The sequence below is a fragment of the Pseudomonas marginalis genome (assembly GCF_001645105.1).
GTDB lineage: Bacteria > Pseudomonadota > Gammaproteobacteria > Pseudomonadales > Pseudomonadaceae > Aquipseudomonas > Aquipseudomonas petroselini.
Genome location: NZ_LKEG01000042.1, coordinates 1 through 25,174, shown reverse-complemented (window position 1 = coordinate 25,174; position 25,174 = coordinate 1). Strand labels below are relative to the sequence as shown.

Below are 25,174 nucleotides of genomic sequence, written 5' to 3'. Positions count from 1 at the left end.
CACTTTTATCGGCGCGTGGGGCTTAGTTGCTCTTGACGGCGTAGTCCGGCTTCTTGTCATTGCCTGGGATGTACGGGCTCCACGGTTGCGCGCGGATCGGCTCCTGGGTCTGCCACACCACCGAGAACTGTCCATCCGCCTGGATCTCACCGATCATCACCGGCTTGTGCAGGTGATGGTTGGTCTTGTCCATGGTCAGGGTGAAGCCCGACGGCGCAGCGAAGGTCTGGCCGGCCAGCGCTTCACGCACTTTGTCGACATCGGTGGACTTGGCTTTTTCGGCGGCCTGGGCCCACATGTGGATACCGACGTAGGTGGCTTCCATCGGGTCGTTGGTCACGGCTTTATCCGCGCCCGGCAGGTTGTGCTTCTTGGCGTAGGCTTTCCAGTCGGCGACGAATTTGGTGTTCACCGGGTTCTCCACCGACTGGAAGTAGTTCCAGGCCGCGAGGTTGCCCACCAGTGGCTTGGTATCGATGCCACGCAGTTCCTCTTCACCCACCGAGAACGCCACTACCGGCACGTCGGTAGCCTTCAAGCCCTGGTTGGCCAGTTCTTTATAGAACGGCACGTTGGAGTCGCCGTTCACGGTGGAAATCACCGCAGTCTTGCCGCCGGCGGAGAACTTCTTGATGTTGGCAACGATGGTCTGGTAATCGGCATGGCCGAATGGGGTGTAGACCTCTTCGATATCTTTGTCCGCCACGCCTTTGGAATGCAGGAACGCACGCAGGATCTTGTTGGTGGTGCGCGGGTACACGTAGTCGGTGCCGAGCAGGAAGAAGCGTTTGGCGCTGCCGCCTTCTTCGCTCATCAGGTACTCCACTGCGGGAATCGCCTGCTGGTTCGGCGCCGCACCGGTATAGAACACGTTCGGCGACATCTCTTCGCCTTCGTACTGCACGGGGTAGAACAGCAGGCCGTTGAGCTCCTCGAACACCGGCAGCACCGATTTACGTGACACCGAGGTCCAGCAGCCGAACACCACGGCGACTTTGTCCTGGGTCAGCAATTGCCGGCCTTTCTCGGCGAACAGGGGCCAGTTGGACGCGGGGTCCACCACCACCGGCTCAAGCATCTTGCCGTTCACCCCGCCCTTGGCATTGATCTCGTCGATGGTCATCAACGCCATGTCTTTAAGCGACGTTTCGGAGATTGCCATGGTCCCGGACAGCGAATGCAGGATGCCGACCTTGATGGTCTCGGCGGCTTGCACGGTCCAGGTCAGGCCCATGGCGACAATGGAGGCGGACAGGGTGAAAGCCTTGATCAGACTGCGACGCTTCATGGTGCGATCTCCAGAAACTCAATGTTTTTATGAGGGTAGAAACAGCTGCTGAGCAAGCGATTGCAAAGGCTGTGCCGAGAGGGCTAGGGCGTGTGGCCACGAGGCGGGATGGCTCCGCTATGCACAGACGTGCACCAGGTTGGCGCCGGATTGATGCGTGAGTGCAGCCGCAGCCCCGAAACAGGGCGAGGTAGCTATGCAACGCAATGGGTGGGTGGGCATGGGCCAGGATGGCCCGTACTTTTATCCCTATTGCCAGTGAATGCCCATGGAAAATATTCCGGTAAATCCGCCCGCCGCCCGTGCGGAACTTCCCCCTCTGAGCCCGCCCTTTGTCACGCCTGATGATGCCGCCCGCTGGGCACATGAGCGCATTGCTCGCCACAGCCGTGACCGCGAGTACGGTGGGGCGATTTTCAAGCGCGGTGGTCGGTTCTACGCCACCGAGCCGGTGCCGGACCAACACGTCATGTTCGATCACGCCTTGATATTACCCACCGATAAGAATGGCGATTTCGTGCTGCCCGAAGGCTATACGGGCGAGGCCTACTACCACTCTCATCCGCTGGACCCCGACGAGGTCGCGCGGCAGAACCCTGGGATGACAGGCTCACAGGTGGTGATTTTCCAGAGCCTTTTTTCCATTCCCGACATGAGGTTTATCGTCGAACACCGAAAGACGGCACGCGCGCATTACCTGTCTGGGCCGAACGGCAGTTTGCTCAAGTATGTGAGCAGTGACTCGACCCAGGAGCAGACCCTTTACCAGCAATGGACCGGCAAACTGCCGATTGAACAGTCCAGCGTTTTCGAAAATCTGATCTGGCTGCTCGCCGAGGCGGGAGAGTTGCGCGTGATCGAGCCCATTGCCGAGTGGGGTGGTGTGCGTGGCAAGGTCACGCGGGCCTGGAAAGTCGGCAAGCCGGTCGCGCTGCCAGGCACCGTTCGGGAGCAACCCGCCTTCACTCAGGTGTTTGGCCGTGCTGAACTGGCTGTTCTGAGTGCCCTGGCGAACGCGCCGACAGCAGTGCCCGCTCGCACAATGGGGGTTGTGCTCAAGCACACCCAGAGTGACGGTTATGTCGCCACCTATCCGCAGGCAACGGGTCAGCCGCTGTTCGCGCTCGATGGCCTGTTCCCCAAGCGCCCGGATGGCAAGCCGAGGTTTCCTTCGCAATGGCGGCTCGAGGCGATCTATTACACCTCCAGGCCGGATGAAACCGCGTTTCCCAAAAGAGAGCCTTGGTTATACGCGCACTTTTTCACGCCTGCGGAAATGGTCGCGGCCATCACCCAATCGCGCCTGACCGCGGGTATTCAAGACAAAGCCCGCGGCCTTGCGCTGTACATGAAGGCTGAGGACGGTGCTCTGTTACGGTTCAAACTGCCGGGTGGTGCTGAACACACCCGCCTGGCGCTGGTGCAAAGTGATGGTGTGCTCAACGACAACGGCGCTCAGGCAGCGCTCCTGGCGGGAACCCTGACGCCGCGTGAGTACGTGCGTCGGGTGCTGGCCGTCGGTGACCTGTCGGTGGTGCAGCCCGGCGAACTGTGGCGCTATGAAGGTCGCGTGGATGACCGTTCGACGCTGTTGACCTCATTTTATGAGGTGGCGCTCAGTCGATCCTTTTTGTCGGACGTCGACGCGGCGGCGCATGCCCACGAGCAGATCGGCTATCGACGCGATCGCTATTACGGCGGCTATGTGCTCAAGGGAGAGGACGGCCGATTTGTCATTACCGAACCGCTTGAAAGCGACGCAAACCCCTTCGACAAACCGTTGTTTTTCCCGGCAGGGGGCAAGGGTCCTTTGATCCCGCCGGAGCTCTATCAGTTACACGGTCGTTATGGTTCTCATCCGGCCTTGTCCATGGTTGACCCGGCCTGGGTCGAGCTGCGTGGTTGGACGCGGGATGATGCAATGATCAACATGCAGGCGTTTGCCGATGATGAAATCCGTGAGGTCATCCGGCACAAGCGCGTGGCGTTCCTGTCAGGGGGGCGGGACTGTTTGCTGGCTTACACGCCGAGTCAGACGCTCGTCGAGCAATTACTTTTGCAAAACGTCGCACCGCGTGCGGGCGGCAGCCGTATCCGTGAGCAAATGGCCAATGGTGTGATTACGCCCGCACAGTGGGTCATTCACCTGGCCGAGGCCGGCGAGATCAAGGTCATTGAAGGCAGTAGATTGTGGGGCCCACGCTCTGTGCTCCATAGCGATTGGTCGCCCAATTTGCCTGATGCCCCCCGCGTCGGTGCACCGGATTACGCCACTTTCGGCGCAGTCTTCGGCAGTGCCGATGACGCCGCTCGCAACCTGCATGCCCGGGTTCATGGCCGTAGTCTTGCCCATCAATCCTGTTTTAGCTTCATTCTCAGGCACCCGAAAAGCGACGAGTTCGTCGCCTCGCAGGTGGTTGGCGTGAGTGCCCGCTACGCGCTTTTCAACCTCAACAGTGTCTTTGCCTCCTCCGAAAAGCCCGGCGACTTCCGCTTTCCCGAGGGGTTTGTGTTACATGCACTCTTTCGTTCCCAACAATGGCAGCCCACAGGCCTGGGGGCCGCTGACTCATGGCTTGCCCGCTATTTTGTGCAGCCTGGCGATCTGTACGCCGCACTTTATGACGCCAAGCGTCGGGGGGAGAAATACAACGCCGGGCAGTACCTGCCGATTTATTTCTCGACCGACGAAGGCGCATTGCTGCGGTATGTGTCATTGCCGTTTCAGTTGGGCGGTGGGGGGCCGCTGGAGCGAAACCTCGAGGACACCATTGCGCAATTGAACTCCGGTGCAAAGACACCCGTGGAGTTCGTCAGGGAGACGGCCAAGCGGGGTCAGCTGACGGTCCTGCGGACCAGCCAGTATTGGGACAAGGAAGGTTTGGTTTCCCCGAATTGGAACGGTTACTCGGCCATGACGCGTCGCCGCCTTGGTCCCACTTTTGCGAGTGCCGATGATGCAGCGCGCCATGCGCAGGCGTTGGTGGGCACGGTTCGGCAGCGTGCTTACGGTGGGGTGGTATTACGCCTCGCCAATGGCGCGTTTACCGCGACCGACCCGCTGGCAGTGCCTCCCCAAGGGTTTGCCCGGAACTGGATTTACCCGGACGAAGCCATTTCGCAGGGGTTGTATCCAGGCGGCGCTTCTATCGTCGCGCGCTATCGCTCGCGGTTGGACGTGGAGGTGGAGCTCTTGTTGGCCGCAGCACAAAAAGCCGTTTACAAAAGCATGCTGCCCAGCGCGGTGTTGGCGTATCTGTTGCTGCATGAAACGCAGGTCAAGCGCGAATACCTGTTCGGCCCGGATGGCTCGATTCTCAGCTATCAGCGCACGGACTCCGCCGAAGAGGCCGCTCTTAGAAGTCGCCTGGCTCCGCTGAATGCGGTCAGGGGCGATTACACCGACAATCTTGTCGAACAGCAAATACGCCAGGGGACGCTGCTGCCTACGGAGTTCGTGACCGAGGTCGCCAAGGCCGGTGACCTGCGGGTGATCAGTGGCAGCGTGCTGTGGGGGCCGGCGAGGTTACTGGTAGACACGTTCGTCTGGAATGTTGAGCAACCGCCGGCGCGGGAGATCCGCCAGGCATTGGCCGACCCACCGTGCAGCCCGTTGTATACCCGGGCCATCGATGCGGTACGCGCCCTGCAGTTGGGGTCGACCACGCCAGCGCAACTGACCTTTGGCTACGTGCTCAAATCAGCCAAAAAGCAGCGCTATATGGCGACTGCGCCGTTGGCCCGTGAGAGCTTCGTCAAGCTTGAGCAAGTATGGGTTGCTGGCCAGTTACCTCAAGGCTACGTGTGGGATGGCCTGTATTTGCAGGCGCCGACCGTCCAGGCGTCCAGTCTTGAGGGTGAAATGGCCAAGCACTTTTTTTGGCCGCAGGAGGTGGTCAACGCACTCAGCGCTGCAAAACGCTTTGGCAATGGCCGGGTGCTGACGCTGTACTTGATGTGCGCCGACGGTGCGCTGCTGCAGTATGACTTTGAGCGCAGTGCGTTGTTGTTCGAGATGCTCAACCAGGCGCCGCGCCTTCGCGCGAGCCTGCTCGATGGTTCGCTGAAGATGCAGGATTATGTCCGCAGTCTTGCGGCACGGGGGGACATGCAGGTTTGGGTGCGCAGCCCGATATGGGCCAGTGTCGGGAAGGTGGGGCTGGACTGGTCACCTAAAGTCGTGACGGGCCACTCGGGCAGCGGGCCGTACGCTCATCTGTTTTGCGATGCGTTGTATTTCTATGCCGATGACGCCGCCCGCTCCGCGCAAAAGCGTGTGGGGCGCTTCAATGGCATCGAGTACCTGGGGGCGGTGCTGGTGCCGCCGGATGAGTCCGGCTTTGTGGCACTGGAGCCAGTGGAGGATCGGTCGCTGCCGTTTCCGGGGAGCCTGGCGCGTTTGTTTCGTCTCGCCGGCTTTGGACTCAACCTGACGAATGCCTACGCCCTGTACTTTTACAACATCGCCGCGATCCAGGCGTTTTATAAAGTCATCCCTTCAACCACCAGCCTGGAGGCGAAGGACCTGCGTTTGCTCAAGCGCTTCGCGTCGCTGGATGACTGGCGGCGTTATGTGTCGATTGTAAGAACCAACCTACCGGTGGCCGAGAGCTGCTACCTGGTCTGTCGCGAGGGCGCATTACTCAAGTATGTCCCTGGCCATACGCAGGAGGAGAGTGCGCTGCTCGGCCCTGGCCTGGCCCCTGATCCCAGTGTGCTGGTGGAGCGAATGAGGCGTGTGGGTAACCTGTCGGTATTGGAAACCGATGACTTCTGGACCCGCCGTGGCGTGTTGGGGCCTGACTGGCCCCACAACGGTGTGCAATCGCTGCCGGATACCGATGACATGCTGTATGGCCGCGACAAGGATGAACTGTGACGCGTGACCGGTATGACTCAACGCTTGCGCATCAAGCCAATGAAGAACAGCCCGCCAATCGCTGCCGTGGCGACGCCGATCGGTAGATCCTCGGGGGCGATCAGGGTGCGTGCGGCCACATCCACCCACACCAGGAACAGGCTGCCCAGCAGTGCGCACACCGGCAATAAGCGCCGGTGCTCGGCGCCCACCAGGCGGCGGGCAATGTGCGGCACCATCAGCCCGACAAAACCGATGGAGCCGCTGATGGACACCAATACGGCGGTCATCAATGAGGCAATCAGGAAGACGTTCAGGCGGACGGTGCGTGCGTTCAGGCCAAGGGTCACGGCCGTCTGTTCACCGGCCATCAGCGCGTTCAGCGGGCGGGCCATGCCGAGCAGCAGCACCAGCCCAAGCAGCACACTCGCGGCGGGGATGGCCAACAACTCCCAGCGCGCCAGGCCCAGCCCGCCGAGCATCCAGAACATCACCGCCGACGCGGCGCGATGATCGCCCATGAACAGCAAGAGATTGGCGGCGGCCATCATCACAAACGACACCGCCACGCCGCACAGCAGCAGGCGATCACTCTCCAGCCGACCGTTGCGACTGGCCACCGCCAGCACCACCAGCATGCTCGCGAGTGCACCGACAAACGCAGCGATGGGCAGGGTCAGCAGCCCGATGACTTCACCCACATGCAACACCACGATCACGGCGCCCAACGTGGCGCCGGAAGTGACACCGAGCAGGTGCGGGTCGGCCAGCGGGTTGCGCGTGACTGCCTGCAACACCGCGCCGATCAAGGCCAACCCAGCGCCGACCAAGACACCCAGCAATAGGCGCGGCACGCGGATCAGCCACACGATAGGTTCCTGCCCGGCCGACCAGGTTGCCTCGCCGATGCCAAAGGTCTTGTACAGCAGGATTCGCCCCACCACCTCCACCGGCACCCGCGCCGGGCCGAAGCCCAGCGAGATCACGCAAGAGAACAGCAACACCGCGCCAAGGGCGACGAGCAGCAGGGCGTAGCGACGCGTGATCATTCGCCGTGGAACCCCTTGGCCAGGGTTTCAACGGCCAGCACGTTGTCGATGCCCGGCGTGGCCTGCACGTAAGGGATGACGATAAAGCGCTGGTTCCTGATCGCGTCCACGGCTTGCAAGGCCGGGTTGTTCAGCAGGAATTGCTGTTTCTGTTCGGCGGTGATTTCGCTGTAGTCGACGATCACGATCACTTGCGGGTTGCGCTCCACCACGGTCTCCCAGTTGATGCGGGTCCAGCTGGCGTCGACGTCATCGAGGATGTTGCGCCCGCCGGCTGCTTCGATCAGCGCCTGGGGCATGCCCAGACGGCCGGACGTCATGGCGCGGTCTTCACCGCTGTCGTAAAGGAACACCCGAGGCTTATCGGCCGGCAGGTCCTTTTGCACGTCGGCGACCTGTGCCTGCATCTGCGCGATCAAGGCAGTGGCGCGGTCCTGCACATCGAAGATTTTGCCCAGGTTGCGCAGGTCGTTATAGGTGTCGTCCAGGGTGGCGGCCGGGCGCTTCATCACAAAGGCGCACGACTCGGTCAACTCATACACGTTGATGCCCAGCGGTTGCAGGGTGTTCGGCGTCAGGTCGCCGCCCACTCGCATGCCGTAGTCCCAACCGGCGAAGAAAAAGTCCACGTTGGCATTGAGCAAGGTTTCCACCGATGGGTACTTGCTCGCCAGCTCCGGCAAGCCATCGAGCAGGTGCGCCATTTCCGGCGTCACCGACTTCCAGCCGGAGACCCCGCTGTAACCGGCCATGCGCGACTTGAGGCCCAGGGCAAGCATCATCTGGGTCATGTTGATGTCATGGCTGACCGCGTGTTTCGGGGCCTCCTGGAAGGTCACGTCACGGTTGCAGCTCTTGATGGTGACGGGGTAGTGGGTCGCTTCGGCGAACGCCTCGGCGGCACTGAACAGCAAGGTAACGGCAAGCAGAGCGCGCAGGATCATGGTTGGGTTATCCAGGTGATTCGGGGGTAGCCGGACAAGGGGTGGGTGTCGATCAGTGCTTCGACGCCAAACACGTCGCGCAGCAAGGCGGCGGTGAGCACCTGATGCGGGGTGCCGCTGGCGACGATGCGCCCGTGGTTGATCACGTACAGGCGATCACAGAATGCAGCCGCCAGGTTGAGGTCGTGGATGCTGGCCAGAGTGCCGATGTTCAGGCGTTTGACCAATCGCAGCAGCTCCAGCTGATAGCGCGGGTCGAGGTGGTTGGTGGGCTCGTCGAGGATCAGCAGTTGCGGTTGCTGGGCCAACGCGCGAGCCAGAATGACGCGTTGTTTTTCACCGCCGGAGAGGGTGGCGAACGCGTGGTCCCCAAAGCCCTGCATGCCGACTGATTCCAGCGTCTGCTGAATCATCTTCTGGTCGTGCAGCGTGTCGCCATCGAACAGGCCCTTGTGGGGCGTGCGGCCCATGGCGACCACCTCATCCACCCGCAGGCCGAAGGCGTCGGGGAATTCCTGCAAGACCACCGCGATGCGCTGCGCACACCATTTGGCGCTCTGCTTCCACACGTTCTGGTGCGCAAGCCATACGTCACCCTGCGCCGGCTTGCTGAACCGATAGGCGCAGCGCAACAGACTGGTCTTGCCGCTGCCATTGGGCCCGATCAGCCCGACAAACTCCCCTGCGCCGACCTGCAGGCTGGCCTCACGCAGGTGGAACTGGTGATGGCAGTGGCCGGCAGGTGACCAGTTGAGGCCGGTGAGGGTGAGTGACGTCATCAATGCTCTCAAGTCCACCACAGTGGAACGGTGTTTTGGTCATTTAGAAGGTGTAGTCCGCAGTGACGAAGAGGGCACGCGGCTCACCGAGGATCCATTGTTGGCCGTCGTTGTACTGGCTGACGGCGTAAGTGCGGTCGAACAGGTTGTTCAGCTGCAGCCCCAGGGTGGTGTTGCGCATAGCGTTCCACGACACGCTGGCGTCGACCACGGTGTAGCTCGGCAGCTCGTTCTGGTTGGCCATGTCGGCGTAACGCGCGTCGACATAACGCACGCCGGCACCCGCGCGGATGTCCTCGGTCACGGCCTTGCTCAGCCACAGGTTGGCGGTGCGGCGCGGTACGTCCACCGGGCGGTTGCCGTCGCGGGACACTTGCACGCCGCCGACGTCCTGTTTGAAGTCGTCGTACTGCGCATGGGCGATGGCCGCGTTGGCTTGCAGTTGCCAGGCGTGTGGCAGTTGCAGGTCGAGGCTGGCTTCCAGGCCACGTGATGATTGTTGGCCGACTTGCTGCTTGAGGTCCGGGTCGCCCGGCACGTCGGTGAGCAGTTTCTTCTTGACGATGTGATACGCCGCCAACGTCCATTCGCCGCGCTGGTCCCAGAAGGCCTGCTTGATGCCGACCTCGGTCTGCTTGGCGGTGGACAGGTCGAACTGCTGCTGGCCTGGGCTCAGGGAAATCAGGCCGCCAACACCGTCGGTGCTGGTGGCGTACTGCCCGTATACCGAGGTATCGGGCGTGATCGCGTAGACCAGGCCGGCCTTCCAGTTGTTGCCGGTGAGGGTTTTGTCGCTCTGGCTGCCGTCGCGCAGATCATCGCGGTCCACATGGGCGTAGTCACGACGGATGCCGGTGATCAGCGACAGTGAGTCGGTGAGTTGCAAACGGTTTTCCGCGAAGCCGGCGACGGTTTTAGTGGTGGTGGCGAACAGTGGCTTGAACGCGTTCTGGCTGTCGAACGCGGCGGGTGCCGGGTGATTGATATCGATAGGCTGACCACTCGCCAGCACGTCGTTGAACGGCGAGTTACTGGCCAGGCGGAAGCGGATGCGGTTGTATTCCACACCGGTCACGGTCTGGCTGTCGAGGCCGAACAGTATGTGTTTGAAGGTGAAGGTCTGACGGTCGCCCACCTGTTCCTGATTGTGCTTGATGCCGAAATTACCGCTGCGAGTGAGCTGGCCGTTGGTGAAGTTGTAGTTCTCGGCGTTCTGCCAGCGGCGCTGGTTTTTCAGGTAAAACAATTCGTTGGTGGCGCTGACGCTGTCGTTGATCTGCCACTCGCTGGTCAGGCGCGTCCACTGGTCGTTGTAGTGCTGGGTGTCGTTGCTGACGTTGTAGTTTTTGTCGCGCAGACCCTTGTGCAACTGGCCGTTGATCAGTGGCGTGCCGAAGTAGTTTTGCGGACGCTGGTCGCCGTAGTCGCTGGCCAGGGTGAAGCTCAAGTTGTCCGCCGCCTGCCAGCGCAGGGCGCCACTGACGAAGTCGCTGCTGGCGTCGCCACGGTCGATGAAACCATTGCTGCGCAGGCGATTGAGGTTCAGGCGATAGCTCAGGGTGTCGGTCAGCGAACCGCCGCTGTCCAGGGCTTGTTGCTGGCGGTCGTAAGAGCCATAGCCCAGGCGGAGGTGGTTTTCGATCTCGCCTTCAAACGGCTTTTTCGGCACGGTATTGATCACCGCACCCGTAGCGCCTTCGCCGTACAGCACCGAGGCCGGGCCGCGCAGCACATCAACGCGTTCCACCGACCAGGTGTCTACCGGGAAGGTCGACGTGCCCATGCCCATGTACATGCGGTTGCCGTCGTACAACTGCATGACCGAGCCCTGGCCTGTGAAACCACGGGCTGACAACGACGTGCCGCCATCGCCCGGCGTGCCGGTACGGCTGATACCGGTGGCGCGGGAGATTGCGTCCTGCACACTGGCATCGCCGCGTGCGCGGATCTGCGCGCCGGTCTGGCTCTCGACACTGCCGGGGGTTTGCAAGGCCGTGAGATTCAAGCGCGAACCGGCGGTGGTCGGGGTGTTGAGGTCAACGTGTTCGTGGTCCACGGCGGTGGCGGTGACAGGGCTGGCGGGCAAGGTCAGGGCCTGGGCGCTGTTATGCAGGGCGAGCAGGCACAGGCTGGACGCGAGGTACTTGTTCATCGGTCGATCGGTCTTCTTGGAGGGGTACTCGCCGCAGGGCGCGGCGAGCAACGATAACGCAGAAAGTGTTATAAGTTAACACTTATTCGCTGCGGGACAAAAGTCCGCGCAAGGCTACAGAAGGGCTCTGTACCGGGCATCTCGCCTGTTTCATGCCGAACCTGAGGCAGATTCACGTTGGCCAAAAAAGCGTGACAGCACCAGGCAATCCAGCGCCCACACGAGGATCAGAGAGGCCCCCACCAGCGGGAAAATGATCGCGAGGGCGAGCATGATCACCATCGCGGTTTTCCACTTCGGCAGATCATGCCGCAACGGCGGAACGCCCAGGCCGCCCGTTGGCCGGCGCTTCCACCAGATCACCACGCCACTGATCGCACTGAGCAGAATCATCAGGCAGATCAGCAGCACGATCAGTTGATTGACCCAGCCGAACATCTTGCCTTCGTGCAGCATCACGCCGGTCTCGGTGGCGCGGGCGACGGTGTTGTAGTGCGCCCAGCGCACATCGGCCAGGACCTTGCCGGTGTACTGGTCCACATGCAGGGTGGCGTCGTTGCGTGGATCGTTGGCAAACACCGCAACGGTGAACACGCCCTCGGCCGTGGTCGGGAAGGTGATGCTGTAGCCGGGCTCGACCTTGCGCGCGGTCGCCAGGTCGACCACCTGTTGCAGGCGCAAGGTGGGCGCGGCCGGCGCTGAGTGCATCGCGCCGTGGTTCATGTGTTCGGCATGGTCGCCGGACATCGGCATCGGCGTGTTTTCCAGGGCCCAGGGCACGGTCTGTTGCGTTGCGGTATTGAGTACTCGCGCCTGCTGGTCGGACTGCGGCACGTTGTTCCACATGGCCGCCGGGAACCTGTTCCACAGGTCGGCGTATTGCTTGCCCCAGAAGCCGGTCCAGGTCATGCCGCTGAGCAGCATCACCAGCAGCAGCGACGCGCCCCAGAAGCCCGTGACCGCGTGCATGTCGCGCCAGAACACCCGGCCGCGACTGCTGAACCTTGGCCACAGCACACCCGCCGAGGACTTGCCGCGCGGCCACCACAGGTACAGGCCCGACACCACCAGCATCACGCCCCAACCGGCGGCGAGTTCCACCAGGCGATCGCCGACGGTGCCGATCATCAGCTCCCCATGCAGCGCGCGGGCGATGGCTTGCAGGTTGTATTTGGCGTCCTGCTCACCGAGTACGGTGCCGCGATACGGGTCGATGAACACCGTCACTTCGCGGCCGCCGTTGTGCATCACGAATTGTGCGCTGCGGGTGGCGTCGGCCGGCGGCAGGTACTTGCTGATCGCGCCGTTGGGGTAGGCGGCCTGGGCGCGTCGCAGTTGCTCGTCGGCGCTCAATGCGTGTTCGGCGGTCTGGACCTTGAGCAGGTCGCCGTACATCAGCGGGTCGAGCTGGGGTTTGAACAGGTAGATGATGCCGGTCAGGGCCAGCAGCACCATGAAAGGGGCGACGAAAAGGCCGGCGTAGAAATGCCAGCGCCAGGCCAGGTTGTAGAAGGATACTTTTTGAATGCTCATCGGGGGCTCCGCAAGGCTTTGAGTTTTTTGTGTCTGGTCGGCCGTCATCGGGGGCAAGCCCCCTCCCACACTTTTGATTTTGTGAACACCTTCAAATGTGGGAGGGGGCTTGCCCCCGATGCTCTTAGAAGCTCATGTCGACTTTGGTCCAGAGCGTTCGGCCTGGCTCCTTGATGGCCTGCGGGTCACTGGCCGGGTAGCCGAACCCGGCGTTGCCGGCCAGGTTCAGGTGCTCGGCGTAGGCCTTGCCGAACAGGTTGTCGACGCCGGTGCTGACCTTGAAATGTTTATTGAGGCGGTACGCCGCGTTCAGCGAGAACACGCCAAAGCCGCCGCTCTTGTCAAAGTCCTTGCCGACCACGTTGCCCTTGTTCTGATCGATGCGATTTTGCGCCGCGACCACGCGCCATAACGCGCCGGCACTCCAGTCATCCTCGCTGTAGGTGAGGCCCAGGCGTGCGTCCAGCGGCGGCATTTGCGGCAGCGCCTTGCCGTCGCTGCTGTTCTTGCCCCAGGCGTAGGCGAGGGTGGCGTCGGCCTTCCAATTGCGCGTCAGTTTGTACGCCGTGCCCAGTTCGCCGCCCATGATGCGTGCGTCGACGTTGCGCGCCTGGGAAGTGGTACCCATCATCCCTGGCCTGTAGTCGAACAGGATGAAGTCCTGTACCCGGCCGATGTAACCCGAGGCCCAGGCTTCCAGCGCCTCGGCTTTGTATTGCGCGCCGAAGTCGAGCTGGGTGGTCTTCTCCGGCTTCACGCCGTCTAAGGCATTCACCGAACCGACCGCGCCGGTGTTGGGGGAAAACAGCTCCCAATAATCCGGGAACCGCTCCGAGTGGCCCAAGCCCGCGTAGAGGGTGGTGGGGCTGTCGGCCAGGTCGTGTTCATAGCGCGTAAAGCCTGATGGCAAGGTGTCGGCGCGGGTGGCATCGGCGGTCGGGTTGGTGCGGGCGCTCATGCCGGAACCGGTGGTTTGCCGGAAGTCCTTGGCCGAGGCGCGATCCAGGCGTGCGCCGGTGATCAGGCGATCGCGGTCGGCGGCGTACCACGTGAGTTCGCCGAACACGCCGTAGTTGTGGAAGTTGGCGTCCTTGACCTTGGGCAAGTCCTTGTAGGTGTCGATGCCCATGCTGCTGCGCTGGCGGTGTTCATTGGTCTGCGCGTCCAGGCCGCTGATCAACTGCACATCGGCCCAGCGCCAGGTGGCGTTGATCCGCGCGCCGAGAGTACGCCGGTCGACGTTGGAGGCCATCGGCCCGGCCATCATGCCGGTGCCCGACGGTGTGCGCAGGCTGTAGTTGTCCATCACATGGTCGGCGTAATTGTAGTAAACCTGGGCTTCGACCTTGTCCAGCACGTCGCCGATGTTGGATTTTTCGAAGCGCAGCCCCAGGCTTTCACGCAGGAACTGCGAGCCGTCCATGCCACGCCCGGCGTAGCGTGCTTCGCCATCGCCACGGCCAGCGGTGAGTTCCAGCAGGGTGTCGGCATCGGGGGTGAAGCCGACCGCCACATCACCGTTCCACTTGTCGTAGCGCGAGGCGACGGTGTCGTTGTTGCCGTCCTTGTAGTCATCGGCATGGGCCTGGTTGCCGATTACCCGTACATAGCCCAGCGGCCCACCGGCAGCGGCATCGATGACTTTGTCGAAGCGTCCGTTGGAACCGGCCAGCACACTGGCATTGATGCGCGTGCCCAACTCGCCGAATTGCTCCGGCTCGCGCTCGAACAACACGGTGCCGGCGGAGGCGCCGGGGCCCCAGAGTACGGTTTGCGGGCCTTTGATCACGGTGAGCTTGTCGTAGGTTTCCGGCGAGATGTACGAGGTGGGGGCGTCCATGCGGCCGGGGCAGGCGCCGAGCATCATGCTGCCGTTGGTGAGGATATTCAGGCGTGAGCCAAACATACCGCGCAGCACCGGGTCGCCATTGGTGCCGCCATTACGCACCAGAGCGAAGCCGGGGATGGTCTTGAGGTAGTCGCCGCCATCGCTCGCGGGCACCGGCTGGCGTGGGTCCTTGGGGTTGGTGATCACGGTCAGTGGCGAGCTGGGGGCGATCGCGGTGATCACGGTGGGGCTCAGTTCATGCTCGTCAGCGTGAACCTGGGGAGCCAGTAATGCGCCGCATAAGGCAGCGAGCATGGGGGTACATCCCAAACGGGTGTCAGCAGAAAACCTGGACATGACAAATTCCATCAATCAATCGTAAACAACACGGCCAGCAGCCTGCGGCTGTCTGTCTAAAGTCGGCCGGGGTGAAGTAACGGTGTGAACTGCTTACGAGGCGATGGGCGGCGCGCGGCTGCGGGCGCCGGGGAAGATGCTCTGCCGGGCATGACCCAGGCGCGTGGCGGGGGTGAGGGCATTGGCCGGTGGCGGGCTGCTCAGGGTAAAGGTTGAAATGCCACCGGGCAGGGCGGGGCAACTGTAAAGCAGGTCGCAATAGCCGCACTTGGACCAGAGGGCGTGGTGTTCGTCAGGGGCTTTCTTGTGATGGGCTTCGCCGTGCTCCATCGGCATGTCCATCGACATACCGGCGTGGTGGTCCATCGGCATCGCTTGGGAAATCAGCGGACCGATAAAGATCATTAGCATGGCGAACAGGCTGATCCAACTGCCGCGTTTCAGGCGGGAGTGTGGGGATAACCTGGCGCGAGGGGCGCCCATCGAGTGTCAGTCTATTGAGGGTGTTTGTGCTCGTGGCCAGCCATGGGCGGCACTTTCTGCACCGACACTTCCACCTCGACCTTGCCGGCTTTTTCGAAGGTCAGGGTCAGTGGGAATTGCTTGCCGTCGGCCAACAGGCTGCGGTCTTTGAGGCCCAGCAGCATCACGTGATACGCCATGGGCGCGAAGGTCAAATCACCCTTGGCCGGTACCGCCACGCTCGGCACTTGTTGCATCTTCATCAAGTCGCCCTGCATGACATGCTCATGCAGCTCGGCCTTGTCCGCCACGGGTGTCTCGACGCTGAGCAGGCGGTCCGGGCTTTCACCGGTGTTATGGATGACAAAATAGGCCGCGACAGTCGGCGCATTGGGCGGCAACTCCTGGGACCAGGGTTCGCTGACCACCAAGTCGCCGGCCTTATAGTCCTCGGCATTGGCAGCACTGAACACCGGCAGCAACAACGCAGCCAGAAGCAGGGAAGATTTGAGCATGGCAGTTCTCCAGAACGGTTCTAAACGCAGTTCACTTGCGAAGAAATCAGACCGTTGGAGAGGCGCGGGGGTTAAGGCTTGGCCATTGCTGGCGCGGGGTGGGTTGCTGGAGCGCAGACGGCGTCAGATTTCGGAATGCGTCGAACCGCGTCACATACAACTGCGGCACGTGCCCCGGCAACGCCACCAACGAAGGTGAGCCCGAACAACACCAGCAATGTTGCATGGTGGAGTGATCGTCCTGCTGCGGCGCCGGGATTTCCAGCTTGCCCAGCGCAATCGTCTTAAGGCTCGCGCCGTTGGAGGAACAGAAACTGCCCCACAGCAATTGCTGCGCCGGGTCTTGCGATTGCTGTATCGCACTGGCCATCGGCATGGCAAAGGCGTTGAACAGCACTGCAAGGCAGGCGATCCAGGCGATTGCAAAGCGTTGACGGGCCATGGCGGACAATCCGTAGGGTTAAACGATCAGGAGGGTATTTAGCCTGATCGGGGGGGATAAGTAAAAAGGGTGGGTGTGGTTTGGTGTCGCAGTGGCTGGTTTGAGGATAGACGGGTAATCGAGTGGATGCCGATCTTCAACGCTGCACAGTTCAAATGTGGGAGGGGGCTTGCCCCCGATGGCGGTGGGTCAGCCACTGATTTGTTGACTGGGCTGACGCTATCGGGGGCGACCCCCTCCCACATTTGGCCGGTGTTCGGCAATGAATAGGGGCAAGCAGAAATATCCGACAGGCCTTTAAGGTTGTCCCTAGGACACTCAATCTCTAGTCTCCGTACACCGCAGCAAACTCAGCGGTCGGGCGTCGCGGCCCGAACGGATCAAGCATTGCCTCCTTTCAGTTGACGCTTTTTTATCGTCTACTGTGCGGCGCTATGGTGGCTGTGCGCGGGATACCTTCGGGTATGCCGGCTTCCTTGATCTCCGGTCCGCGAACCTGCGTACAGCTGCCACCCCTATCGCGTCGCGGCGATGAGTGGCAGCTCCACTTAGATTAAGGAGCTTCACAATGATCAAACCCACCCCAAATCCCCCCCACCGGCTATTCACCGTAGCCGACGGCTTCAGCACCGAAGACCTGCTGGTCAATCTCAGCGAAACCCTTGCCTCGGCGAATGCGCTGAGTTGCGATCTTGCGTTTGACCTGGAAGGCTCGAAACGAGAGGAATTGCTCGGCGTTGCGCAGTTGATTGAGCTGGCGCTGCTGCTGGCTGATCGTGTGCATGATGGTGTCGGGCAAACGAAAAACGCTGCGTGATGATGCAGTTCTAAAGGTGGGAGGGGGCTTGCCCCCGATTACGGTGTGTCAGTCTATACATCTGTGAGTGATCTACCGCTATCGGGGGCAAGCCCCCTCCCACATAGAATCGATGGTGTTTAGAGAGTGGTGATTGCCTGTAGAACCGCAGGCACAGTAGTGAATTCTCGATCCACTGCTGCCAACACCGGCCGCTTCAACACCAACACCGGCACTCCAAGCTCCCTTGCCACTTCCAGCTTCGGCTCCGTCGCGGTGCTGCCGCTGTTCTTGCTGATCAGCACATCAATGCCACGCCGTGCGAACAACGCACGCTCATCTTCGATCAAGAACGGCCCACGCGCGCCGATCACTTCACAGCGCTCGTTCCCCGGATACACATCCAACGCGCGCAGTGTCCAGAACTGCTCTGGCGGGATCTCATCAAGGTGCTGCAACGGCTCTCGCCCCAACGTGAACAAGGGACGCTTGAAGGGTTTGAGCGCTTCAATCAGCGAAGCCCAATCACTGACCTCGCGCCAATCATCCCCCGCCTGCGGCTGCCACGCCGGGCGGCGCAAGGCCCAACATGGCACGCCGCTCAACTGCGCGGCCTCGGCAGCATTGCGGCTGATCTGCGCGGCATACGGATGGGTCGCGTCGAGAATCAGGCTAATCCCCTCATTCCGTACAAACCGCGCCAACCCCTCAGCCCCACCATAACCGCCGACCCGCACCTGGCAGGTCAGGTCGGTGGGCACGCGCCCAACCCCGGCCAGGCTATAGATATGTTCCGGGCCCAATGTACGAGCGATGGCCAGCGCTTCGGTAACGCCACCCAACAGCAGGATGCGTTTCATAGCGGCTTGACCACTTCCAGCAAGGTAATCGGCAACGCCTGGCGCCATGTATCAAACTCCCCCAATGGCTGCGCCTGAGCGACATGGACGCGGGTCAACTCGCCGCCATGTTGCGCACGCCAGTTCATCAAGGTCATTTCACTTTGCAGGGTCACGGCGTTGGCGACCAACCGTCCGCCCGGTCGTAGCTGTTGCCAACAAGTATCGAGCACACCGTCACGGGTCACGCCGCCGCCGATGAAAATGGCGTCCGGTGCTTCCAGGCCAAGCAATGCAGCGGGGGCCTTGCCGCGAATCAGTTGCAGGCCGGGCACGCCAAGGGCTTCGCGGTTGTGTTCGATCAGGCCTTGGCGGCCTTCATCGGCTTCAATCGCCAGCGCGCGACAACTGGGATGCGTGCGCATCCATTCAATCCCAATGGAGCCGCTGCCCGCACCCACATCCCACAGCAGTTCGCCGGGCATCGGCGCAAGACGGGCAAGGGTCATGGCGCGCACATCGCGTTTGGTCAGTTGGCCGTCGTGCTTAAAGGCTGAGTCCGGCAAACCTGCACGACGCGACAGGCGAGCAGTATGGGCGTCGGCCAGGCAGTCGATGGCGACGAGGTTCAAATCGGCGACCGAGGTGTGTTCCCACGAGTGCGCTAACCCGTCGATGCGCTGCTCATCCGCGCCGCCCAAGTGTTCAAACACAGACAAACGGCTAGCACCGAACCCGGATTCGCTTAGCAGCGAAGCAATCAACGCCGGGCTGCGGCCATCATTGCTCAACACCAACAACCGCACCCCGCTGGCCAGGTGCGCATTCAGCGCCGCCAGCGGCCGGGCCACCACGGATAACGTCACCACCTCCTGCAACGGCCAACCCAACCGCGCCGCCGCCAACGATACCGACGAAGGCGCCGGCAAGATCAGCAGCTCATCCGCCACCACCTGCCGCGCCAAACTCGCCCCCACGCCATAGAACATCGGATCGCCACTCGCCAGCACACACACCGGCTCCCCGCGTCGCGCCAGCACCGGCGCCAGCGAAAACGGGCTCGGCCACACCTGGCGCTCGCCACGAATACACACCGGCAACAGGTCCAACTGGCGCTGACCTCCTATAATCCGCGTGGCGCGCAACAGGGCATGCCGGGCATTCCTGCCCAGCCCCTTGAAGCCGTCTTCACCGATGCCTACAACCGTCAGCCAGGGCGACATATGGATTCCTTGAACGACATCCGACGGGCAGGCTTTTCATGCCGCCGGACAAAGCAGGCATAATACCGCGCCTTTACCTGCAAACCGGTAGCCCCGTGAACCCAACGCCCGCTGTGAATACCTTGCGCCCCTCGGCTTGTCCGGGGTTGCTGCGTATCGTCCAGGCGTTGGATGGCGGCATTTGCCGGATCAAACTGGCCGGTGGTTCGATCACCGCAGCGCAAGCCCGCGCGGTGGCGGGTGCGGCCCAGGACTATGCCGGCGGGGTGATCGAGGCGACCAACCGCGCCAACCTGCAGATTCGCGGGATCGGCGCCGAAGAGGACGCCTTGATCGCCAGGCTGCTGGCCGCCGACCTCGGGCCCAGCAACGCCGCCGGTGACGACGTACGCAACCTGATGCTCAGCCCCAGCGCCGGTATCGACCCGCAGATGCTGTTCGACACCCGGCCGCTGGCCGATGAAATCCTCGCCACCCTGCAAACTCATCCGCGTTTTCATCAGCTGTCGGCCAAGTTCGCCGTGCAACTGGATGGCGGTGAAGCGCTGGCGATGCTCGAACATCATCATGATCTGTGGCTGTCGGCGTTCGTGCGCAATGGCGAGACGCTCCTCGCGTTCGGCCTGGCCGGTTGCCCTGGGCTGGATGCACCGTTGGCGGCCCTGCCCTTGGAGCAGGGCCATGCGCTGGTGGTGGCGGTGCTGGAGGCGTTTCTTGACCTCGCCACCCCGGAACAAACCCGCATGCGTCACCTGCCTGTGGATAACCTGCTGAGCCGTTTGCACCTGAAGCTACTGCCGGTCGACGGCTTCAATCGCCCGCCCAGTGGTGCTTTGCTGCACCTTGGGACTTATCCACAGGCGCAAAAAAATCAGTTCTATGTCGCTGCCATCGCACCCTTGGGCCGCCTGGATTCGGCGATGCTCACGGGCGTCGCACAACTCGCCAGCGAGTACGGCGACGGCACCGTGCGTTTCACCCCTTGGCAGGGCGTGCTGCTGCCCAACGTTGAAAAGCCTCACGCCGTGACCGAGCGCCTGGCGCAACTGGGCTTCCTCTGCTCAGCTGACCAACCGCTGGCGCGCATGACCGCCTGCACGGGCTCCAGCGGCTGCGGCAAAGGCCTGGCCGACACCAAGGCGGACGCCCAGCAACTGGCCGCGCTCGACCCAGGCGTCGACGTGCACGTGTCCGGCTGCCCACGTTCCTGCGCCGCGGCGCACGTTGCGCCGGTGACCTTGCTGGCAGTGAGCCCCGGCCACTACGACCTCTATTTCCGCGATGCAGCCCACCCAGGGTTTGGCCGGCTGCACGCGCGCACCCTTTCTATTGAAGCGACGGGCGCCTTGCTGCGCGCTCGCCCACGGAGCAACACCGATGATTGATTACATCCGCGACGGTCAGGAGATCTACCGCAACTCCTTCGCCATCATTCGCGCGGAAGCCAAGTTGGACCGCATCCCGGCCGACCTGGAAAAACTCGCGGTGCGCGTGATTCATGCCTGCGGCATGGTCGAGGCCATCGACGGCCTGCAGTTCTCCGAAGGTGCGGGCAAGGCCGGGCGCGATGCGCTGGCTGCCGGCGCGCCGATTCTGTGTGATGCGCGGATGGTGTCTGAAGGCGTGACCCGCGCGCGCTTGCCGGCTAACAACCCCGTGATCTGCACCTTGCGTGACGACAGCGTCCCTGACTTGGCGCGCGAGTTGGGCAACACCCGTTCCGCTGCTGCGCTGGAGCTGTGGCGCCCGCACCTGGAAGGCAGCGTGGTGGTGATCGGCAACGCCCCGACCGCCTTGTTCTACCTGCTGGAAATGCTCGATGCCGGCGCACCGAAACCGGCGTTGATCCTCGGCTTCCCGGTCGGCTTTGTGGGCGCCGCCGAATCCAAGGCGATGCTGGCCGCCGACAGCCGTGGCGTGCCGTTCGTGATCATGCAGGGCCGCCTGGGCGGCAGTGCCATGGCCGCGGCCGCCGTGAATGCCCTGGCCACGGAGGTCGAATAATGCAGGCACGCGGACGTTTGATCGGCCTGGGCGTAGGCCCCGGTGACCCGGAACTGATCACCCTCAAGGCCCTGCGCCTGCTGCGCGAATCGCCGGTGGTGGCGTACTTCGTGGCCAAGGGCAAAAAGGGTAATGCCTTCGGCATCATCGAAGACCACCTGGTGCCGCAACAGACGCTGATGCCGCTGGTGTATCCGGTGACCACCGAGGTATTGCCGGCGCCGATGTCCTACGAGCAAGTGATCAGCGACTTCTACGACGCCGCCAGCGTCGACGTTGCCGCGCATCTGGACGCCGGCCGCGATGTGGCGGTGATCTGCGAAGGCGACCCGTTCTTCTACGGCTCCTACATGTACCTGCATGACCGACTCGCCGAACGCTACGACGCCCAGGTCATCCCTGGCGTGTGTTCGATGCTCGGCGGCGCCTCGGTACTGGGCGCGCCGTTGGTGTATCGCAACCAGAGCCTGTCGGTGCTCTCGGGCGTGCTGCCCCATGAGGACCTGAAGCGCCGCCTGGCGGACGCCGATGCGGCGGTGATCATGAAGCTGGGGCGCAACTTCCCGAAGGTGCGCCAGGTGCTGGAAGAACTCGGCCTGGCCGAGCGCGCGTTGTATGTCGAACGCGCCACCATGGCCAACCAGAAGATCGTGCCGCTCGATCAGGTGGAGCCGATGTCTTCACCGTACTTCTCGCTGATCATCGTGCCCGGTGAACGGTGGCAAGGTTGATGAGCCCGGCGATTGTCATCCTCGGCCAGGGCAGCCTGGCCACTGCGCGCAAGATCCAGCAGGTGTACCCCGGCGCCCTGATCCACGGCCTGGCCGGGCGCGTTGAAGGTGCGGACCAGACTTACAGCGAGTTCGGCGCGACCCTGCGCCAGCTCTATCAACACGGCACGCCGCTGATTGCGCTGTGCGCTGCAGGTATCGTGATCCGCACCCTCGCGCCGCTGCTGCTGGAAAAGGGCGAAGAGCCTGCCGTGCTGGCCGTGGCCGAAGACGGCAGCGCCGTCGTACCGCTGCTCGGTGGCCTCGGTGGTGTTAACGTCATGGCGCGGGACATTGCCGCTGCGCTGGACGTGGCCGCTGCGATTACCACCAGTGGCGAGCTGCGGTTCGGCACCTGCCTGCTCAACCCACCCAAGGGGTATGAGCTGGCCGATCTGGAGCTGGGCAAGCGCTTCGTCTCCGACCTGCTGGCCGGCGAAAGCGTGCGCATCGAAGGCGCGGCGCCCTGGCTGGACCAGGCCAACCTGCCCCAGGATCAGCAGGCACGCCTGGCGATTCACGTGGGCAGTGCCGAGCGCGTACCCGCCGCCAATGAATTACTGATCTATCCGAAGAACGTCAGCGTGACCTGCCAGCCCGGCGCGCAACTGGCACAGCGTGTGCGCACGGCATTGCATGAGGCCGGCATCGCTGTGCAATCCCTGGCGTGCCTGCTGGCCAGCGATACGCAGATGGCCGAAGCGTCGTTGCATGAGGCGGCGTTGGAACTGGGTGTACCGTTGCGGTTTGTCAGCGTCAGCCAAGAGGCCGATATCGTTATTGATGTCGCTGAGCAGCCGTTGGACCTGTCGCGCGTCGGACGTCTGCGTGGTCGCCTCGCCGTGATCGGCCTGGGCCCTGGTGCGGCCGAGTTGATGGTGCCCGCCGTGAAGGCTGAACTGGCACGCTGCACCGACGTGCTTGGCTACGAAACCTACGTGCGCATGGCCGGTCCGTTCCGCGATGATCAGGTGCAGCACTGCACCGACAACCGCGAAGAAATGCAGCGCGCGCGTCACGCCTTCGAGTTGGCGGCCCAAGGTCGCTCGGTGGTGGTGGTGTCGTCCGGCGACCCTGGCGTGTTCGCCATGGCCGCTGCGGTGATCGAGGCCTTGCACGCGTCCAGCGACCCGGCGTGGCATCAGGTCGACCTGCAAATCCTGCCCGGTGTCTCGGCCTCCCTGGCCACCGCCGCCCAGGCGGGCGCGCCGTTGGGCCATGACTTCTGCGTAATGTCGCTGTCGGACAACCTCAAGCCTTGGTCAATCATCGAAGAGCGCCTGGACCTGGCGTCCCAGGCTGACCTGGCCTTGGCGTTCTACAACCCGATCTCGCGTTCGCGGCCATGGCAACTGGGGCGCGCGCTGGAAATCGTCGCCCTGCATCGCACGCCGCAAACGCCGGTGGTGCTGGGCCGCGATATCGGTCGCCCGGGGCAGACCCTGCGTGTGACCACGCTTGGGCAACTGACGCCGGAACAGGTGGACATGCGCACCATGGTGCTGATCGGCTCGTCCACCACCTGCACTTTCCCCCGTGCCGGTGGCGGTGAGTGGGTGTACACGCCGCGGTGGTACGGCGAGAAACCCGCGTCCTGAAAACCGCCGCTGGGCTGCCTGAAAGCGCCGAATGACGCAGGGATTTTTCTGATGTTGTTCGGCGCTTTTTCTTTTTATGGCGACGAAATCCGGAAGCTCGCCAGGCACCCTGCGTGATTGCTGGGTGCCAGGGTTTGACGGGCCGCACCAAGGGGTTTTTATCGCCTGGGAAACCCGTCGGGCAGTGGACTAGGGTGAACATAAGCCTCGAGTTGGGGTGCTTGTGGAGAATCAAAATGGAGCGACATCACAAAAGGATCAACAGTACAAAAAGGCGCAAGTTGATTGCCGCCTACAAGTTGCCGGGAGCGTCAGGCACGCAGGCGGACCTACCGCTGGACACCGAGGACAACTTCAACGCGGCGGTGGTCAACAACAGCGTCATTTCATTTGCCGAAGGGCTGTCCGGCCTGAATCGGGAATACATCCGTAAAAGCTACCTGCTGGCCAGCAGCTACGTAAGCGATGTGTTGAAAGTCCAACGCGGTACCGAGGTCTGGTACGAAGAATTTATCAAGGTGATGATCAGCCTGGGCTGGCTGCCGGTACGCAGCCGCTTCGAGCGGATCTCCCGTTCGGGAAAAGGCCTGACGGTGCAATTGGCGGCGCTGAATATCATGGCCGCGCTGTGGGCGGCTACGTCATTGTCCGGAACGCTGCTCACCGCGCTGCCGAAACTGGCGGCCGATGCGTTGGAGGCGTTGAAGCAGACGCCTGCGACTTTCGAGTTGTTCAAACGCAACAGTTCGGTACACCAAGGCGGTGATTTCGGCCTGGCGTCCTGTGCTGAAACCGATGGTGAACTCATGATGGTGCTGGTGACCTACAGCACCCACGGCGTGAGCAAACAGGTGGGGTTGCCGTTCCTGGAGTGGGACAGCTCTTCGTTCGAAGCCTTCAGCGGGCAGACCTGCCTGGTGCTGAACACCTCGGTGGTCAACGAAAAAACCATCCAACTGATGCGCGAAAGCGCGGGAGACAAGGTGCAATTGGCGATCGCCAAGTACCGGATCTAGGGCACCAGGTAGCCGCGTACCCCGGTGAAAATGATTTGCGCGGCGAGGGCGCACACGAACAAGCCCATCAACCGGCTGACGATCTGCAAGCCCTGGTCACCGAGGATACGTTCGATGCGGTTGGACAGGTACAGCACCACGCCCACCGTGAGGCTGGCCAGGGCGATGCTGAGGATGGCGGTGAGTTTGTCATCCCAGTGCGGTTGACTCACGCCCATCACCAGCAGTGCACCGATGGTGCCGGGGCCGACGGTGAGGGGGATGGTCAGCGGCACGATGGTGACGTCCTGCTGCACGTTGTCGGTCTGCACCGCCGACTTGCCTTGGGCCATGCCCAGGGCGGAGATGAACAGCACACTGCCGGCGCCGATGCGGAAGGCGTCGACGGTGATGCCGAACACACTGAAAATTACCCGGCCGAACAGGTAGAGCAACACGCTCGATACCAGGGTGGCCAGCGCCACTTTCCAGGCCAGGCGCCGCCGCTCTTTACTGGAGTAGCCACGGGTAAGGCTGATAAAGCAGGACAGCACGAAGAACGGGCTGTAGAGCACCAGCATTTTCAGGTAGACACTGAATAACACGTGGAGCATGGGAGTGGCTCGCGGGCGGAAAAAGTGTGGGCAGTCTATCAGGCGAAACAAATCAAATGTGGGAGCTGGCTTTTGTGGTGAGCGGGCTTGTTGTGGTGAGCGGGGCAAGCCCGCTCACCACAACAAGC

At 62.5% G+C, this 25,174-nt stretch carries 20 protein-coding genes; 7 read left to right on the top strand and 13 right to left on the bottom strand.

Annotated features, from left to right (window positions below; translation table 11 throughout):
* Positions 1 to 22: 22 nt before the first annotated feature.
* Positions 23 to 1,288, bottom strand: a complete 1,266-nt coding sequence (gene urtA / locus AO064_RS15920) for an urea ABC transporter substrate-binding protein (RefSeq protein ID WP_012721972.1) — start codon at positions 1,286 to 1,288, stop codon at positions 23 to 25.
* 268 nt (positions 1,289 to 1,556) lie between these two features.
* On the opposite strand from urtA, the gene AO064_RS15915 reads away from it, so the two are divergent.
* A complete protein-coding gene (locus tag AO064_RS15915; RefSeq protein ID WP_244159527.1) occupies positions 1,557 to 6,167 on the top strand; it encodes a DUF4329 domain-containing protein in 4,611 nt (1,536 codons plus the stop codon).
* Between the two features lie 17 nt (positions 6,168 to 6,184).
* On the opposite strand, the gene AO064_RS15910 is transcribed toward AO064_RS15915, so the two are convergent.
* The 9 genes from AO064_RS15910 to AO064_RS15870 all read right to left on the bottom strand — a co-directional run bounded on the left by AO064_RS15910 (position 6,185) and on the right by AO064_RS15870 (position 16,207).
* Entirely contained in the window at positions 6,185 to 7,195 is a 1,011-nt protein-coding gene (locus AO064_RS15910; RefSeq protein ID WP_064053952.1) for a FecCD family ABC transporter permease, read from the bottom strand.
* Positions 7,192 to 8,139, bottom strand: coding sequence for an ABC transporter substrate-binding protein (locus tag AO064_RS15905; RefSeq protein WP_064053951.1), 948 nt, complete (start codon positions 8,137 to 8,139; stop codon positions 7,192 to 7,194). The genes AO064_RS15910 and AO064_RS15905 overlap by 4 nt, the downstream gene beginning before the upstream one ends.
* Entirely contained in the window at positions 8,136 to 8,918 is a 783-nt protein-coding gene (locus AO064_RS15900; protein WP_064053950.1) for an ABC transporter ATP-binding protein, read from the bottom strand. Before AO064_RS15900 ends, AO064_RS15905 begins: the two co-directional genes overlap by 4 nt.
* 43 nt (positions 8,919 to 8,961) lie before the next feature.
* On the bottom strand, positions 8,962 to 11,070 hold the full coding sequence (locus tag AO064_RS15895; RefSeq protein ID WP_064053949.1) for a TonB-dependent receptor: 2,109 nt from the start codon (positions 11,068 to 11,070) through the stop codon (positions 8,962 to 8,964).
* 150 nt (positions 11,071 to 11,220) lie between these two features.
* Positions 11,221 to 12,603 carry a PepSY-associated TM helix domain-containing protein gene (locus AO064_RS15890; RefSeq protein ID WP_064053948.1) on the bottom strand — a complete coding sequence of 461 codons (1,383 nt, stop codon included), beginning with the start codon at positions 12,601 to 12,603 and terminating at the stop codon, positions 11,221 to 11,223.
* A gap of 124 nt (positions 12,604 to 12,727) precedes the next feature.
* Positions 12,728 to 14,788 (bottom strand): TonB-dependent copper receptor, encoded by a 2,061-nt coding sequence (locus AO064_RS15885; RefSeq protein ID WP_064053947.1) that lies wholly within the window; start codon positions 14,786 to 14,788, stop codon positions 12,728 to 12,730.
* Positions 14,789 to 14,881: 93 nt separating this feature from the next.
* Positions 14,882 to 15,271, bottom strand: coding sequence for a DUF2946 domain-containing protein (locus tag AO064_RS15880; RefSeq protein ID WP_012721980.1), 390 nt, complete (start codon positions 15,269 to 15,271; stop codon positions 14,882 to 14,884).
* 11 nt (positions 15,272 to 15,282) lie between these two features.
* Positions 15,283 to 15,765: a copper chaperone PCu(A)C gene (locus AO064_RS15875; RefSeq protein WP_064053946.1), complete on the bottom strand. Its 483-nt coding sequence runs from the start codon at positions 15,763 to 15,765 to the stop codon at positions 15,283 to 15,285.
* Between the two features lie 46 nt (positions 15,766 to 15,811).
* A complete protein-coding gene (locus tag AO064_RS15870) occupies positions 15,812 to 16,207 on the bottom strand; it encodes a DUF2946 domain-containing protein (RefSeq protein ID WP_064053945.1) in 396 nt (131 codons plus the stop codon).
* 568 nt (positions 16,208 to 16,775) lie between these two features.
* Here AO064_RS15870 and AO064_RS15865 point away from each other — a divergent pair.
* On the top strand, positions 16,776 to 17,024 hold the full coding sequence (locus AO064_RS15865; protein WP_064053944.1) for a DUF6124 family protein: 249 nt from the start codon (positions 16,776 to 16,778) through the stop codon (positions 17,022 to 17,024).
* Positions 17,025 to 17,143: 119 nt separating this feature from the next.
* Here the strand turns inward: AO064_RS15865 and AO064_RS15860 are convergent, their stop codons facing one another.
* Both AO064_RS15860 and AO064_RS15855 read right to left on the bottom strand, forming a co-directional pair.
* A complete protein-coding gene (locus AO064_RS15860) occupies positions 17,144 to 17,863 on the bottom strand; it encodes a cobalt-precorrin-6A reductase (RefSeq protein ID WP_064053943.1) in 720 nt (239 codons plus the stop codon).
* Positions 17,860 to 19,065: a bifunctional cobalt-precorrin-7 (C(5))-methyltransferase/cobalt-precorrin-6B (C(15))-methyltransferase gene (locus AO064_RS15855; protein WP_064053942.1), complete on the bottom strand. Its 1,206-nt coding sequence runs from the start codon at positions 19,063 to 19,065 to the stop codon at positions 17,860 to 17,862. Before AO064_RS15855 ends, AO064_RS15860 begins: the two co-directional genes overlap by 4 nt.
* Before the next feature lie 38 nt (positions 19,066 to 19,103).
* Here AO064_RS15855 and cobG point away from each other — a divergent pair, with 38 nt between their 5' ends.
* The 5 genes from cobG (at position 19,104) to AO064_RS15830 (ending at position 24,453) form a co-directional block, all read left to right on the top strand.
* Positions 19,104 to 20,450 (top strand): precorrin-3B synthase, encoded by a 1,347-nt coding sequence (gene cobG / locus AO064_RS15850; RefSeq protein ID WP_064053941.1) that lies wholly within the window; start codon positions 19,104 to 19,106, stop codon positions 20,448 to 20,450.
* Positions 20,443 to 21,069: a precorrin-8X methylmutase gene (locus AO064_RS15845; protein WP_012721987.1), complete on the top strand. Its 627-nt coding sequence runs from the start codon at positions 20,443 to 20,445 to the stop codon at positions 21,067 to 21,069. Before cobG ends, AO064_RS15845 begins: the two co-directional genes overlap by 8 nt.
* Positions 21,069 to 21,800, top strand: a complete 732-nt coding sequence (locus tag AO064_RS15840; RefSeq protein ID WP_046033963.1) for a precorrin-2 C(20)-methyltransferase — start codon at positions 21,069 to 21,071, stop codon at positions 21,798 to 21,800. The genes AO064_RS15845 and AO064_RS15840 overlap by 1 nt, the downstream gene beginning before the upstream one ends.
* The gene (cobJ, locus tag AO064_RS15835) at positions 21,800 to 23,437 is read left to right on the top strand and encodes a precorrin-3B C(17)-methyltransferase (protein WP_064053940.1); all 1,638 of its coding nucleotides are present in this window, start codon (positions 21,800 to 21,802) and stop codon (positions 23,435 to 23,437) included. The genes AO064_RS15840 and cobJ overlap by 1 nt, the downstream gene beginning before the upstream one ends.
* Positions 23,438 to 23,673: 236 nt before the next feature.
* Positions 23,674 to 24,453 carry a hypothetical protein gene (locus AO064_RS15830; RefSeq protein WP_064053939.1) on the top strand — a complete coding sequence of 260 codons (780 nt, stop codon included), beginning with the start codon at positions 23,674 to 23,676 and terminating at the stop codon, positions 24,451 to 24,453.
* Here AO064_RS15830 and AO064_RS15825 read toward each other — a convergent pair.
* Positions 24,450 to 25,046 (bottom strand): MarC family protein, encoded by a 597-nt coding sequence (locus AO064_RS15825; RefSeq protein ID WP_003171467.1) that lies wholly within the window; start codon positions 25,044 to 25,046, stop codon positions 24,450 to 24,452. The genes AO064_RS15830 and AO064_RS15825 overlap by 4 nt on opposite strands.
* Between the last annotated feature and the right edge of the window lie 128 nt (positions 25,047 to 25,174).